This window comes from Verrucomicrobiota bacterium (genome assembly GCA_027622555.1).
Taxonomy (GTDB): Bacteria; Verrucomicrobiota; Verrucomicrobiia; order Opitutales; family UBA2995; genus UBA2995.
Map to the genome: position 1 here is coordinate 61,820 of JAQBYJ010000002.1, position 14,806 is coordinate 76,625.

The 14,806-nt window shown below is 49.6% G+C and carries 12 protein-coding genes; 2 read left to right on the plus strand and 10 right to left on the minus strand.

Features of this window, described 5'->3' with window-relative positions:
• Nucleotides 1–153: 153 nt before the first annotated feature.
• Entirely contained in the window at nucleotides 154–531 is a 378-nt protein-coding gene (locus O3C43_01000; protein MDA1065056.1) for a PIN domain-containing protein, read from the minus strand.
• Nucleotides 528–782, minus strand: coding sequence for a DUF6364 family protein (locus O3C43_01005; protein MDA1065057.1), 255 nt, complete (start codon nucleotides 780–782; stop codon nucleotides 528–530). The genes O3C43_01000 and O3C43_01005 overlap by 4 nt, the downstream gene beginning before the upstream one ends.
• A gap of 427 nt (nucleotides 783–1,209) precedes the next feature.
• Here O3C43_01005 and O3C43_01010 point away from each other — a divergent pair, with 427 nt between their 5' ends.
• Nucleotides 1,210–4,737 (plus strand): TonB-dependent receptor plug domain-containing protein, encoded by a 3,528-nt coding sequence (locus O3C43_01010; protein ID MDA1065058.1) that lies wholly within the window; start codon nucleotides 1,210–1,212, stop codon nucleotides 4,735–4,737.
• Nucleotides 4,738–4,788: 51 nt separating this feature from the next.
• Here the strand turns inward: O3C43_01010 and O3C43_01015 are convergent, their stop codons facing one another.
• The 8 genes from O3C43_01015 to O3C43_01050 form a co-directional block, all read right to left on the minus strand.
• Nucleotides 4,789–5,886 carry a serine hydrolase gene (locus O3C43_01015; GenBank protein MDA1065059.1) on the minus strand — a complete coding sequence of 366 codons (1,098 nt, stop codon included), beginning with the start codon at nucleotides 5,884–5,886 and terminating at the stop codon, nucleotides 4,789–4,791.
• Between the two features lie 21 nt (nucleotides 5,887–5,907).
• Entirely contained in the window at nucleotides 5,908–8,391 is a 2,484-nt protein-coding gene (locus tag O3C43_01020) for a CehA/McbA family metallohydrolase (protein ID MDA1065060.1), read from the minus strand.
• 156 nt (nucleotides 8,392–8,547) lie between these two features.
• Nucleotides 8,548–8,982, minus strand: coding sequence for a type II toxin-antitoxin system VapC family toxin (locus tag O3C43_01025; protein ID MDA1065061.1), 435 nt, complete (start codon nucleotides 8,980–8,982; stop codon nucleotides 8,548–8,550).
• Nucleotides 8,979–9,230, minus strand: coding sequence for a hypothetical protein (locus tag O3C43_01030; GenBank protein ID MDA1065062.1), 252 nt, complete (start codon nucleotides 9,228–9,230; stop codon nucleotides 8,979–8,981). Before O3C43_01030 ends, O3C43_01025 begins: the two co-directional genes overlap by 4 nt.
• A 112-nt stretch (nucleotides 9,231–9,342) precedes the next feature.
• Nucleotides 9,343–11,073 (minus strand): tetratricopeptide repeat protein, encoded by a 1,731-nt coding sequence (locus O3C43_01035; protein MDA1065063.1) that lies wholly within the window; start codon nucleotides 11,071–11,073, stop codon nucleotides 9,343–9,345.
• A gap of 140 nt (nucleotides 11,074–11,213) precedes the next feature.
• Entirely contained in the window at nucleotides 11,214–11,588 is a 375-nt protein-coding gene (locus tag O3C43_01040; protein ID MDA1065064.1) for a type II toxin-antitoxin system VapC family toxin, read from the minus strand.
• A gap of 1 nt (nucleotide 11,589) precedes the next feature.
• Nucleotides 11,590–11,820: a ribbon-helix-helix domain-containing protein gene (locus O3C43_01045; protein ID MDA1065065.1), complete on the minus strand. Its 231-nt coding sequence runs from the start codon at nucleotides 11,818–11,820 to the stop codon at nucleotides 11,590–11,592.
• A 262-nt stretch (nucleotides 11,821–12,082) separates the two neighbouring features.
• Nucleotides 12,083–12,961: a hypothetical protein gene (locus O3C43_01050; protein ID MDA1065066.1), complete on the minus strand. Its 879-nt coding sequence runs from the start codon at nucleotides 12,959–12,961 to the stop codon at nucleotides 12,083–12,085.
• 370 nt (nucleotides 12,962–13,331) lie between these two features.
• Here O3C43_01050 and O3C43_01055 point away from each other — a divergent pair, with 370 nt between their 5' ends.
• The gene (locus O3C43_01055) at nucleotides 13,332–14,771 is read left to right on the plus strand and encodes a Gfo/Idh/MocA family oxidoreductase (GenBank protein ID MDA1065067.1); all 1,440 of its coding nucleotides are present in this window, start codon (nucleotides 13,332–13,334) and stop codon (nucleotides 14,769–14,771) included.
• Nucleotides 14,772–14,806 lie beyond the last annotated feature (35 nt).

Genomic DNA, 14,806 nt, shown 5'->3' on the forward strand with positions numbered 1-14,806 from the left:
CGGAGATGGAAGACAGAATGGTGTAGGAGTGTCGTGAAACGGGACATGGGGCGAAGGACATGGGGCGAAGGGCATGGGGCGAGGGGGCTAGCAACGGCGTAGTTTTTAAGCACTTCCTCCTTCTCTTCGATACGGCGCGACATGTATCTTCGCTCACCAATCCAGACGCCGGACACCTTTAACCCTATCGAAATGGTGATCCCGGCTAACGATTTTCATCTTGTGCTGTCGAACCAATGCGGCAATCCAACAATCGTTTGCCGGAATGGGAGTCCCGGCTGTTTTCAGCTCGCGTCGGATATCCGCATAGTGTGGAAGCGTGTCCATTCCAGGAGAAAGCACCTCCACCTTTTCAAGCAACAAGGTTAACCATCGAGTAAGCTCTTTTTGCTTCCTAGAAACGTTTATGCCGTATTGATATTCTCCAAGACTTATCAAAGTAACATACAGACGGGGAGCACTCATAATTTGCTCGATCAATTGGTCATCTTTCTCAGCAAGCGCTGAAAGTGCATTGGTATCCAGAATCATTTCCACATGTCTGGATCGATTGAACGAAAGTCATTGCTCCCAATCACCTTGTTCAAGTCTCTGGATGCCTGCTTGGAAATGCTCGGAAGACTGTCAAGCCAGTCACTCACATTGGAAGAAGAGGCTTCATCCTCTTTCAATGCCCGCTCAAGACTTTCCTCGACATAGCGGCTCAAAGGCTGGCCACGTAACGCTGCTCTGGCCTTCGCTCGACGAACTAATTCATCGCTCATTATTAACGTGGTTTTCATTATTCCGTATTTACGGTTTATCCGTAACAATGTCAAGTTATCAAACGAGCACAAATGCAATTCCTTTTCTCTCACGGAGGTCACGGAGATTTTTTGAACAGATCCTCTATTTCCTTTTCACGCCTTGGAATGTAGGAAGGTAGCTTGCTGCCGAATCGATCCAATCGAAACTCACCCAATCGGCAGCAAGCTGCCTCCCACATTAAAAACGAAATCGATCCGTTGAACGTTCCTGACGAAAATCGAGAACATTGCGCCACAAAGTTGGCACTCAAAGTGCACTAAATATCGCATATCTTTTTGACAGGCCTAACTCATCCAACAGCCTTTTATTGCCTCTCATGAAGTATACCCACTTAGCCATCCTAGGCAAAGCAACCCATCTACTCATTCTGGTTGTAGTAGTCTCCTATCGTTTCCCCTAGATGTGATTGCACAAAACGACGACCAAGAGGAACCCTTTGATTTGAGTCCTTTTGAGGTACAGGAATCCGAGGAAAGTGGATACAAAGTCGTGAACAGCACAGCGGGCATGCGCATCAATACTGAGCTTAAGGACTTCGGTGCCTCCATATCAGTCATCACTCAAGAGTTTATGGAAGATCTGGGAGCAACCGATGGGCAATCTCTATTGTCCATGGTGGGGATCATGGAAGTAGGTGGCGTTCAAGGTAACATCTCCCAAACGAGTTCTTCAGCCAGTACCGTAAATGCGCGAAACAACCCCCAGGAAGAACAACGAGTTCGCGGACTGGCCAGCGCCATTCTGACCCGGGATTTATTCCGGACCAACCTGCCATTCGACAGTTACAACACCTCGCGAATTACGATTAATCGCGGGCAGAATACCATGCTGTACGGAATTGGCTCACCAGGAGGGGTCATTGAAAGCACGATTGCCAAGGCGCAAATCGGTTCCAATTTCGGAGAAGTGGCAGTGCGTGTAGATCATCGTGGAAGCCATCGCCAAACCCTGGATCTTAATAAGACCTTGGTCCAGGATCGCCTGGCCCTAAGATTTTCCCTACTCAACGAATCCACTCAGTTCAAGCAGGACCCAGCCTTTGAAAAAGAGTCACGCTTCTTTACCGCCTGGGATGCCGTTCTTCTTACCAACGAGCGATCCTCCGTATTGGGCAAGACGCGGTTTCGCGGAAATTACGAACAGGGCGAGATTACCCGCAATCCACCCGACGTGGTGCCGCCCCTCGATGGCTTTTCCTCCTGGTTTGAAGGCATAGGAGGCCAGGAAGTTTTGAACGGGATCCTGAGTGTGCCCGGAAGGAGCCTGGAAGATATCCCCAACGGCGCTGTAAAAAAGGAATGGGTATTGAGTGCCATTGAAGCAGGCCTCGTGGAAGTCCCGGCAAACATTGCCCCAGAATTCTATGCTGCGATAGAAGGAACCTTTGTCCCCAAATCCGAATACAACCGCATCACCACAGAAGGTAGGCAAAACTTTCACGGATGGATTCCCTACACCTTGGAATCAGCGGTCAATTTCAACGGCTCGGCTGCCGGAACTATAGCGGGATGGCAGAACCCCGACTTGACAGGCGTGCAAGCGATGATGGGCCGCTGGAGACCGGATAATTTTCAAGAACAGAATCTTCGTTGGTCAAGTCCTGTCCGTGTAGGAGCCGGCTTCAATAATCTGAATGTTCAGGATCGTGCGGTGTTCGACTACCATAATCTTCTGTGGCAAGGTAACACCAATTGGGGGGAAACGGACTTTGATGCCAAACAATTAATCCTGGAGCAGGACCTCTTCGGAGGAAATGCGGGCATCGAACTGGCCTACGATCGTCAGCACAGCAACCAGACGGATTTCAATCCCTTTTCAGGAGGCAATAGCAAAACTATTTTCATCGATGCCACCTCGCAACTCGCGCCAGCCGACGGAGATTTTGACGGAAGACCCGACCGTACACCCAATGAAAATGTCGGAAGGCCCGTAACCCTCTCGAGCGGCGCTCCCATTTCGCAGTCCAGCTCGGATTGGGAAACCTTTCGAGCCACTGTATTTGGAAAGCTGGATGTGGGAGATTACTGGAACAATACCTGGGGAGAAATAATCGGATCTCATATCCTCACTGGCTTGTATGAAGACCACACAAAACTGCGTACATCCCGAACCAAAAGTGGAGCTTGGTGGGCAGATCAAGGAGACCAGCCAGCGGAAAATTTTATTTCAGGGGGTCTAAACGATTCTTTTTCGCGCCAGGTAATAAGCCAGGTGTATCTGGGACCCGATGTTAGAAATCTGGACAGCCCGAAGGATCTTCGGATCACCGGACCACTCAACCTGACTCTTCCCCAGCTAGGCGATACCTTTGGCGTCTGGTATTTCGACAATCGACCCGAAGTAGATAAGGGAGCGATCAATGAGTGGCAGGTTATCGAGTACCTGAGAAACGCCTATATACAGAAAGAAAACATTGAATCCCGAGCTGCCAGTTTGCAGAGCCACTGGTTGTGGGACTCTATCGTTACGACTTATGGGGTGCGCAAGGACCGGGGCAGATTATGGCATCCGATTGATAACGAGGAGTTCACCGGACCAACCGGTTCCCTGGGCTACCGACTGGACGATCCCGGTATCAACATCACCGACGGAAACTACAATGAGGCCCGACTGGTATTGGATGAGGTACCGATACAGGACACGACAGGTGAAACAACGACCTGGAGTCTGGTAGCGCACTACCCGGAGAAATGGCTGGGAAATCTGCCAGCAGGAATAGACTTAAGCGCTCACTACTACGAAGCAGACAGCTTTGAGCCCAATTTTGGAATAGTTAACATCCTCAATGAATTTATAGATCAGACACGGAGCGATACGCGGGAATGGGGAGTCACCCTCAGCTTGTTCGACAAGCAGCTAACCATTCGATTCAACCACTTCGAAACGGTAAGGAATAAGGCCCCTGCTTTCCAGGCTGCTACCTTGGTACCAGGCGAGGTGAATTGGAACATCAACCTCATTGCAGCGGCAGACTTCAACGGGATCCCTCTTTTTCCCAGTGCGGAAGATCAATTGCTGACACCTGATACCTTTCCCAATAATCGCCAGAGAACCACCGGAACCGATGCCGACTTGATCGGAGTAAATTCCTATGAGGAATATTATGAACGGATCATCGAAATCTTACCGCCCCGGATTCAGGAAACATACAACCTCCGGATGATAACTCAGGAAGAATATGAAAACGAGACAGGAGAGGTCGTCATTGGGGGAGGCGTTTTCTGGGCCTGGTATGATTACGACGGACGCCTCTTTGGGACTGAGGACTACGTGGCCAGGGGCACTGAATTGGAAGTGATCGGGAATATCACGGAAAACTGGAGCCTTTCGCTCAACGTTTCCCAGCAGGAAACGGTGAGATCGAACGTGGGTCCCCTGGCCATACCGTTGGCCTTTGAGACGCTCGAAAGGGTCAAATCATTGGGACTTTATGACATTCGTGATGATCCTTACAACCAGGGAGACACAACCATCGGTTACTGGTTCGAGGAGATCATACGCGAAGTAAGGATCGACAAAGCCCAGGAAGGTATCGCCTCACCAGAGCAACGGGAATGGCGCATCAACCTGCTGACCCGCTACGACTTTAAAGGAGGTTTTCTCAAGGGCTTCAGTGCGGGTGGAGCCTTGCGTTACCAGGACAAGGTGTCCGCCGGATACACCGATATCTGGAATGAAACCGGCGAAGCGGTGCCAGACGTGGCGAACCCCTTCTATGGCCCCGACGAAATGAACGGCGACCTCTTTCTTCGTTACACACGAAAGATAACAGAGAAGCTCGAATGGAGCATCCAGTTCAACGCTCGCAACCTGTACCGGAAAAACAGCGACGATGATATTCCGGTAACGATAAATCCGGATGGACGAGTTGCCTTAATCCGTATCCCCAACGAGCAGCAGTTTTTCCTTACGAATACGTTTAGGTTCTAAGGAAAATATCCACACTAGCTCCTCTTCGATTTTCAGTATAAACTCAGCAGCTCAAGACGAAACCAAATCACTCACTGGCTGCAAAATCAGACTCTTCGATTTCCGGGAAGGCAAGGACGTGAGGATGACACAGGAAGTTCCAGTCTTCGGATCTGCCCACGCCAATGTTCCTGTGGATCCGCCATGACCAAAGGTGGATTCAGAGCAGTGTTCGCCGAAGCTGTCCGTGCCTAAATCAAATCCCAGGCCCCTTCGCTTATCCAATCCCCGGTTATGGTCTTGGATCATCCTGTAAGCCGTGGCTTCCTTGAGCACTTTGCCATCCGGATTGATGAAGCTTCCAAGAAAGCGAGTGATGTCCTGAGCAGTCGAATGGGCCCCACCCCACGGGGCTCCAAGATTTCGCCAATAGGGACTGTTCCAATCCCAGTCTTTGGCTTCGACCGACCCGGAACCCGACTCTGGGGCAGCGAATTCGGTTTGGTTGCGAACGGTTTCGGACAATTTAAACGGTCCCAGATCCAGGGCACTTCTATTCATTTCCAACGGCTCATACACCTCTTTGGACAAAAATGTCGCGAAGGGCTGGTTGGTAATTCGCTGGGCAACTTCGGCCGCCAGGAGAAAACCCATGCTTTGGTATTTATACGCCGTTCCCGGCTTAAATAACAGAGGCGTCTTTACCACCCGTGAAACAAAATCATTCAAAGGCGCATGCCGCTTACGGAGCTCATCGTTTTCGGGAAGTTGGTCTGGTAAACCGGAAGTATGTGTCAGCAAATGCTGAATCGTAATGTCTTTTCGATCTCCTTCGGAAAACTCCGGAATAAATGTTACGACCTTATCCGACAACTTCAACTCACCGCTATCCACCAATACCATCATCCCGGTCGCCGTCATCGGCTTGGTGATCGATGCGATCAGAAATATGGCATCACCGGACTGGGCCTTTCCAAATGCGCGCAATTGTGAGTTGCGTCCTCTATTCACATGCAAAACAGCTGATTCGAGTATCCCGACATCTACTTGATTCTGGATGAGCTTACACGCTTCAGCGAACGAATCGGTCTTATTGTTCTGAGCTGTCATTCGAGCTGAGCCAACAAGTAATCCAGTAACGGAGGAAAGAAGAAATTCACGACGTTTCATTGAGGAATGAGATAAAAATGATCATTGAGATGCAGCCTCATCGGCAATACGTTCATAAACTTTGATCGCCCGATCAAAGGCAGCCCTTGCATCGGCCTTTTCATGATCGGCAATCTTGTCCGAACGTGCACGCCACAGTTGATGGATGGTCTCGATACACCAGAGCGCGCTATCGCGAGAGGTCCGTATCGGTTTTCCAGCTACCATTACATTCACCGGATTCGTGTGGAGCTGAGGAAAATGGCGAAGGGCAACCCAGCTGCTTTTTTCAACTTCAACCACAAAACGCAGCCTATGGACATTTCCATCGGCAGGCACCTGCCGAGAAGCAACCACCTCGCCATTCACTATAAGTTCCATTTCTCGTGAACCGCCGGATACTGTCTCCGTGGGAACAGGTCCATGAAAGGTAACCGTGTCACCGACAAAACGCGGCCCCACGTGTGGGACAATTCCTCCTTGCGCGACCGTTAAAGGAGTTTCGGGTGCAAAAGAAACGGTTGCCTCTACTTCCACTTGACCCGAACGGGCCAAAGAAACATCTCCAAATCCGGGAGAAATACCATTCACCTTGAATTCCAGGGCATGAGCGAATCCATCCGAAACATAGGATCGCCCTTTAGCCATTCCTGCACACCATTCGGCAAAGTCCAGTTCCAACTGTCTCCCGAGCTGAACATACACTCGCCCCTGCCCCACGCGGCCACCGCTCATGCAGGGAAAATCCGTTTCGCCGCTTACTTTCAACGGAAACCCACAATTGAGAATATGATACCACATATTCCATTCCGGAATGCGGGCTGTATCCATGGCCGAGATGAAATCACAGACCCCCTCCGCCGTGCTCACGCAAATCTCCATCGCCCCCACTCCATTCATTTCAGGAATAGCGAGATTGGGAAGCTCATCTGCTGATTTATCGATAGCCTCCCTTAATTCAGATTCAGTCAAGGCACGGTCTCGATCCTGATCCATTCTAGCGAAAGTATAAGGAAGTAAACCTCCGATGGCTTCGTCCTGATCGAGCACTTCATCTCCGTTTGTGTTCAGCTGACTAAACAATCGTTTACCGGCGGACTCAGCGTCGATCTGCAAGCCGCTTCCTGAATGCGCATACCCGGCATAACCTCCCTGCTCTTTGGTCCAACGCATGACGGGAGTTGTCCAAGTCGGCCAGCCTTTCTCTTTCGTGCCATCCGACCCGGGATAGGTCTGGTTCTTTAAATTTAAAAGACACACATGACCAAGAGAGGCCGACCCGAAACCAGATATCTCCAGATCGTATTTCAACAAAGTCATGGGTTCACTTATCTCCTTAACGATCGGAGAAAAATACTGCCGTTGAAATTCAAAACAGGGACCCCAGGTAAGAATGCATCCTACGTTCAACCCCTCCCCTTTCACTTGCATAAACATGTCTTCTGGACGAACCCCCAAGGTTGGTGATTCATAGTGAGCACACCCCGCACCATGGATGTGATGATCGCCACCGAAAAAACCAAACTCGGTCGGATTTATCCATCGCTCGAGTTTGATATCTAGTTCGGCTGTTTCCGCATTAGAAATTTCAATTTCCTTACGTTGAACCACGTACTCGGGCCCTCGGCTCGATTCCAAAATCAATTTCCCTGGCGGAAGAAAAACGTCCTCTCCATCGTTCCGGTAAATCTGTTCCTGAAAATAAAAATCCGGAGCAACCCGCTTTGCCTGTGGCGGATACACTTTGCCCGACACATCCTTGAACACCAAACGTGCGGCAGTGGCTTTTCCATCATAATCCCGAATGTTCAATCGCACGCGAACAGCCGGATTTATGTCAAACAGGACCGGAAGCTCCGCCCGAAAACCAATGTCCTGAGTCCCCTGCCCCACATCGAACTCCAGGGTCGCTTCCCGTTTTCCCGCATCGCGACTGTAAATCAGCGCAAGGGCATACTCCACCTCAAGACCACTTAAATTCCTGGTCATAGGTGACTGCTGATACATCTCCAAATCAAGAAACCTCTTGGGATCGCCCACTTTATCGTCGAGCTCATTCAGTTGAGTTCGCTGCAATCGAGTGGCGCTGAGCGTGGACATCCCACCATAAACCTGCCCGGCTTGTGGACTTCGGATCCGCAGTTGCTGAGTGGTCGTCCCCTGATTAATGATCTTAACCAGGAAGGGCGTATAACCTCCTTGTTGCAGAATGGACGGACCTGGGCCCCGATGCACTTTGACCCGCACCTCGGGATTGATATCCACCACAAACAGGACCGCTTTATCCAGGATAGCTTGAATCCCCTTTGTATCTTCCAAAGTCACTGCTGTTCGGAGGGGAGCCACTATCGAATCTGATAGCGGAGCACCAAGAAAATCCAGAGTCTCGAGCAATCGACTCACGTTCGCCGCCAATGGTTGCGCCTCTACAACTACACTTTCAGTTTCTTGAGCGGACAACGAAAACTCCATCGCGATAACGATAAGAACAGCCGCAACCCATGCCTTTAGAATTTTTCGATCCATAGCCAATGAAATCATCCTGACTCAATACTCCCAAAATGAAAATACATTTTCTCCTAATTGAGGAAATTCATTCGTTTATTTGAGAGTAAGGATTCATGCTCATTCCGTTTTGTTTTCCCTGCGTTCTCGGCACCTCGGTGAGCGTTCATTCAATTATCAACTACTCAACAAAGGGTTGATCCATCGCAGTCCGGAGAATCTACCAAAATCGCTGTCATTACTATAAACAGTAGCTTGGTTTTCTATCGCCATTGCAGCGATATATGCGTCGGTTGTCAGCTTTCCTCCTACGCCTGCTTCCAACAACACTTCCTTATAAAATTCAAAATGGCGCGACCCGGGTGCCAGAAAAGAAATACATTCAGACTCCAGCCAAATGTCCACCATCTCAAATGCTTCACTCACAGCTAATGGTTCAACCAGAATCTTTGGGTGAGTCATGATCCGGACAAAGCCATTGATGCAGATGTTGGGAAGGAGTATAGTCGTATCGCTGTTTAGCGATTCTTCCCACCAGGCGAAAGCAGATGCGTGGAAGCGGGAGGATTTATTGTGGGCATAAACCAGGATATTTACATCCGGGACGATCACGACTTCGCCTGTTCGTCCACATCCAATTCATCCAGCAGGTCCTTAAGGCGCACTTCGTCGACCCCTTTATGGTAACTTAGAGCCTGCGTCTTTAGTTTTACTCTTCCTCGATTCGCTTTTTCGGAGGAACTGCCAAGGCCTTTCTTCAAAGTCTGGTTAACCACTTCCTTGAAGCTCTTTTGCTGACGAGATGCCGCCAATTTCAATTTATGGGCCAAGTCATCGTCAATAGTTAAGGTGGTCCTCATGATTAGGCATCATGATGTTTCATTTAGTGATGTCAATGTATCAATTTTCGCTTTATGATCGCGAAATCCCGACAACGCTTGCACTTTCCCCCACAGGAAACCTTCTTTCTCGTCAATCCTCCAAGAGTTTATCAAACCGCGGATTCCCCCTTAATCGGTCGAACATGAACCAGACGTCGAGCTCGCGGTTGAGGAATATGGGGCCTTCCATCTTGCTGGCGGCTTCCAGGATATCGATGGCTTTGTCGTGGTCGCCGAGGACGAGGTAAGCGATAGCTATTTGTATCTCGCATTGGACTTGCTGCTTATATTTCCAATTCTCGAGGCTGGTCCGCTCACGAACCTTGGCTATGGTTGATTCCATGAGCTCACGCTGTTCCAATGCACTGCGGAATTTTCGTTCCAATATAGCTTTTTTGGCTTGGGCTTCTTCATCGACAAGGACTGCAGCAAATGCGGTCTTATCTCCCGAATTCAGGTAATTTATTAATGCCTTTGCATAGGTGAATTCGGGATGTTTTTCCAGCAAGGCCAGCGCCTTATCCGGAGTCCCGGCGAAGTTATAGGTGACGGCTAGTTGGGCGATTGCAGCCCGATGAAAGGGATCAGCACGAAGGACTGCTTCCAAGTGATGTTGCGCCTCAGCAAAACGTCCCGATTGAGCATATCTCGCTCCGAGGTTTCGTCGAGCTTCGATAAATCCTGGATCGATAGCCAAGGCCTCGAGGAGATATTCTATGTCTTCCTGATTATTATTCCTATGTTCATCCGTGCCGTTAAAAAAAATCTTAGCCCAGGGTATGTCAGGCAATCCTTGTCCGTAGCGTTCAGCCTGATCCAGGGCAAACTTCGCGCTAGTAAGAAGTTCCTGGTCTGCAGTTCCGTACCAAGCTCTCATTCGGTTGGCGGCTAGTGCAGCCCATGCTTCTGCAAATTGAGGGTCAAGCGCGACCGCTTTTTCCAATAGTGGGATGTCATTATCTCTCCCAAATAGTTGGCGGCTTTGTAGAAAGTAATCCCAGGCTTCCTGGTTCTCTGTGGGACGGCGTTCAATTTTCGCTTTCTCTTCGGGCAGTAATACGGCGTGGAGTTTTTCCGCAATCGTTTGGGCGACTTCGGCCTGGATCGCAAATATGTCCTCAAGACTTCGATTATAGTTCTCGGCCCAGACGTGTCCTCTTTTTTGCGAATCAATCAACTGAACCGTGACACGAACCTGATTCCCTTCCCTACGGACCGACCCTTCGAGGAGGTAGCGCACGTCGAGCTCGGTGCTGATTTGCTTCAGTGTTTTGACCGTGTCCCGGTATTGCAGGGTGGATGTTCGCCCAATGACCAGGAGGTCTCTGATTTTAGATAAATTGGTCAGAATATCCTCATGAACCCCGTCGGCGAAAAACGCGTTGTTCGGGTCCGGGCTCATGTTTGCCAAAGGGAGAACGGCGATGGATTTGTCGAACTCGATGAGTTCGAGGGACGGGGGACGAGAGGCGAGGGACGAGGGGGAAGAGTCAGAACGGATGTAAAAGAATATGGCTAAGGCACCAAAGATCAGCGTTGGAACAGCCGCTGCAAAGAGGATCGAGAACCAGTTACGTTTGCGTTCTTGTTTCTTGGATACAGGTACTTCGCCCTGTTCTTCTCGTGCGGACTTGGTGGTTTTGATACCGTCTGGCGACAGCTCAAACGCCCAGGCCAGGATGATGGCAATGGGAAATCCAATCAGCAGGAGCAGCGTTACCAACTTTGCCGCCCACTCGGGAATGCCTAGCTGTGGAAACACCGTTGCCGAAACCTGAATCATCAACCACGCGACAACCGCATAAACCATGGCCACCCGCATGACCTTGCGGCGCTTCAGCTCCTGGCAGAATGCGCCCAGTCCTGAGCTTGTCGAAGAGGTGAGGCCTTACGGCTTCTTTTCGGGGTTATCTGGGGATTTGTTTTCCAAAGGGAGAATCAGGTTTATAGTAAAAGTTTGGTTTAAGACTTTTTGTAGGGGGAAGCGATATTTTCCAACATCGGATAGTGTTTGAGGTTTAAGGTCCGCAATGGAAGATCATGGTGTTTGGCTGTGGCTGCTAACAGGCAGTCGGCCAATCCAATGCCATGGGATTTACGATATTCCCGACACATCAACCCTCCTTCCTTGGCGATATCTTCCGAAACAGGTACTGTGTTCAGGGCCGAGATCATACTGTCCAGAGCAGAACGTTCTTCCCCCTCTTTAATCCCTTGATAAAGTTCGCCAACAGTAATTGAGCTGATGGTCATATCGTCGAGGTTCGATTCTACAAAGGCTTCCGCCTTCGGATTGCCCCGCAGGTAGTCGATGAGAATGTCAGTATCTACTAACATATTAGAAACGATCAAATCCTTCCCGAATAGAGCGCAGGTCAAGATCCTTTCGGTTCTTCCAAATTCCTTTGGCCTTTCGAACCCTTGATAATTTGTCCTGTGGACCGATCTTTCCCAAAAACTCATCAATCGCTTCACGAATGACCTCGCTTTGCTTTTTGCCAGATGCTTTGGCCAATTGAGTGACACCTTGGTGCTCGTCTTTGGTGAGGTATATTTGCGTTCTAATCATACATCACGATGTATAATTGTATCAGATCTGTCAATTTCAATTATTTCAGTCATTTGATTAATCCTCCAACAGCGCATGAGTAAAATTGGTAGGTGATTCGTTATCCATTAGGGAAGGAGAGAAACGGGTGTAACCTGTTCAATTAGTAGGACAATTCGCCAAGGACTCAAGTCTGTTAAAATGGAGGGCAGTGGATAACTGTGGTGCTTAACTGAAAAGGCTTCGGCTATGCTCACGCTGCGATGGCATTGAGGGATGACCCTCAGGGTAGGAATTTGGTTTCGAATTCGGACAAGGTTCCGTTGAACAAAATCAGCTTGCCTTGAACCTCTTTGGACGAACCGGGTTGGAGGTCGCCAAAGAAAGGGTCGCTATGGATGCACATGTTGGGTTCATCGGAGTTTTGAAAAACTTCGCCGGCCGGATCGAACCAGAGAGCGACGAGGTTTTCTTTTGATTCGGAAAGAGTCAGAATCAGCCCGCTGTCGGCCTGTTCCGGTGAAGGAGCGCCCCAAAAGCGATTGTCCGGATTGTTGAAAAGTTTGATAGCAGGAAATCCACTGACGCGATAGTGAGCCCTAATCGGATCCGACCCACGGTTCGTCTCCTGAAGGCTCCGAAATTCACCGTCTAATCTCAGGTAACTGCGCTGAAACGACGGATCACGAAAGGGATCGCTTAAATGGCCAAGACAAATGTGGCCTACTATATTGTGAAGCGCTTCCTCTCCTGTGTTTTTAACCGACAAGGTCAGGAGTGCGCCATAGGGCATGGGATCGATTTGTAGCTGATAGTCGATCGAATGTTTCACAGCACCTGCTGTGTCGTCCTTGTTGTTTCGTTCAAAGAGCCAGACTCCTTCGCCTGGATTCGACCAGGATACCGGCGTGTGCACCCGCCAGATATCGTGACCCACCAAAACGCCTTCGTCGCAGAAAATTCGTTCCGGGGCTCTAAGGCGCCACCGGAAAGAGCCATCACGACTCTCGACCATAATTTGGCGTCGCCCTTCCGGTTCGGGAGTGAATCGCAGACCTACGGATCCTTTCTGACTGGTAGTATCTCTATCAGCGCCATGTCCGATTATAGCCCCTAAAAAGATTACATAAAACAGAACAGAACGAGAGATAATTGTTTTCATGATAGCAGGTTGATAGGTCGTATGCTTGGCCATCGTTTGTCTTAAAAGAAAGAAGTTTACCGGAGGTCCCTAAATAACTAGAGAAATCAGCTTGGGACACAAGTCAGGATGTTTGCTCGGGACTGAGGAGGGTGCGATATTGAAAGATGTCAAAATCTGAGCTACCGGATCCAACGATTTTCCATTAGCGAGTGGGTGGACTTTTCTAACAGAATTCTTTGGGCTGATTCACTACTGAAAAAATCCCTCCGCCTTTTGTAAGCAACTTTAGTCGCGACTTGAGGGTTTTCGATGTATGAGTCGCGAATAAATTTGCTCCTACATGCAATATCCATGATTAACCTCAACCAGTTCAACTCAGATATATTCAATGACCCAAAACATTACCCGCAGACAATTTGCCAAAGGTGCCGCAGCGTCCTTGGCCGCCCCTTTCATTTTCCCCAAGCTTGGATTTGGTGCTTCACACGCCAGCCAGAAACCTAATTTGGCATGGGTAGGCCTCGGAGGCCAAGGCATAGGTAACCTATCCAATTTCATTGGCGAATGTAACATAGTCGGGCTCTGCGATGTAGATCTGCGTAATGACCCAAGTCGGACCCCGATAATAATTGATCGTCAGCCAGTCAATTTTCTCGATGGCTGTAAGCAACTCTACCCGGGAGCCAAAATCTACCAGGACTTCCGTAAGATGTTTTTGGAGATGGGCGACAAGATTGATGCAGTCGGCATAGCCACCCACGACAGCTCACACTTCGCCGTTGCACACATGGCGCTGTCGATGGGTAAACATGTATTTATCCAAAAACCCCTCGCTCACTCTGTTACCGAGCTGCGCACCCTCCAGAATCTTACCAATCAAAATAACCTGATCACCCAAATGGGCAATCAAGGCCATTCATTTGAAGGAGCACGCCTGGTCAAAGAATGGTACCAAGCGGGCCTCATAGGCGATGTGGAAGAAGTCATTTGCTGGACCGATCGCCCTGAAAAAGGATTTGGATTTAAAGGACTTACCAGCACCAGCTTTCCTCCCAAAGTCAAAGTGCCGAAAGGTGTCGATTGGGATGCCTGGAAAGGACCCATCGATAAGGATGTTGGTTACAGCGACGACCTGCATCCGTTCACCTGGAGAGCGTGGTGGGACTTTGGTTGCGGCGGCCTTGGAGACATCGGTTGCCATACTATAGACACGCCCTACTGGGCACTCGACCTGGGATATCCTACGCGAGTCGATGTCGATGTGGAACGAGTCGATCCTTTGCTTACACCCAACGGATCCATCGTAACCTACGAATTTCCCAAACGCGGAAGCCAACCACCTGTTCAATTGAAATGGTATGAAGGTCCTACTGTTCCGATCAAGCCTCAGATGCTCGGCGAAATGGAAATGCCTATCGATGGAATGATAATGATCGGAAGCAAAGGCGCCATCTACCACCCAGGCATGCGCCCCAACAGTCCACAACTTCTCCCCGACTCCAAATGGCAGGAGTACCGCTCCAACCCGAGCAAACGTGTTCCGAAATCCATTCCACGGGTGGAAAGTATTTTCGCCGACTGGCTCAATGGAATCAATACCGGGCAACAACCCTGTTCAAATTTCAATTACGCTGCCCCACTAACAGAAGTCATTGTGTTGGGTACTCTGGCTATTCGAACAGGAAAGTCCGTCGTCTGGGATCCAAAGAACATGAAAATAACCAACGACAATTCTGAAGCGTCCAAGTTGATCGATGTTGCCGCAAGAAAAGGTTGGCGCGCTCAGGACTTGACGGTGGAAACAGCAGGCAAATTTGTGAAATCTTAGAGGTGAACAATACTCGAAATCGATGACCGACCTCA

Excerpts from the sequence above, each read along its gene's own strand:
- O3C43_01000 (MDA1065056.1), bottom strand. The coding sequence starts at position 531 with ATGATTCTGGATACCAATGCACTTTCAGCGCTTGCTGAGAAAGATGAC.
- O3C43_01005 (MDA1065057.1), bottom strand. The coding sequence starts at position 782 with ATGAAAACCACGTTAATAATGAGCGATGAATTAGTTCGTCGAGCGAAG.
- O3C43_01045 (MDA1065065.1), bottom strand. The coding sequence starts at position 11,820 with ATGATTAGAACGCAAATATACCTCACCAAAGACGAGCACCAAGGTGTC.
- O3C43_01055 (MDA1065067.1), top strand. The coding sequence starts at position 13,332 with ATGACCCAAAACATTACCCGCAGACAATTTGCCAAAGGTGCCGCAGCG.
- O3C43_01015 (MDA1065059.1), bottom strand. The coding sequence starts at position 5,886 with ATGAAACGTCGTGAATTTCTTCTTTCCTCCGTTACTGGATTACTTGTT.
- O3C43_01035 (MDA1065063.1), bottom strand. The coding sequence starts at position 11,073 with ATGCGGGTGGCCATGGTTTATGCGGTTGTCGCGTGGTTGATGATTCAG.
- O3C43_01020 (MDA1065060.1), bottom strand. The coding sequence starts at position 8,391 with ATGGATCGAAAAATTCTAAAGGCATGGGTTGCGGCTGTTCTTATCGTT.
- O3C43_01040 (MDA1065064.1), bottom strand. The coding sequence starts at position 11,588 with ATGTTAGTAGATACTGACATTCTCATCGACTACCTGCGGGGCAATCCG.
- O3C43_01030 (MDA1065062.1), bottom strand. The coding sequence starts at position 9,230 with ATGAGGACCACCTTAACTATTGACGATGACTTGGCCCATAAATTGAAA.
- O3C43_01050 (MDA1065066.1), bottom strand. The coding sequence starts at position 12,961 with ATGAAAACAATTATCTCTCGTTCTGTTCTGTTTTATGTAATCTTTTTA.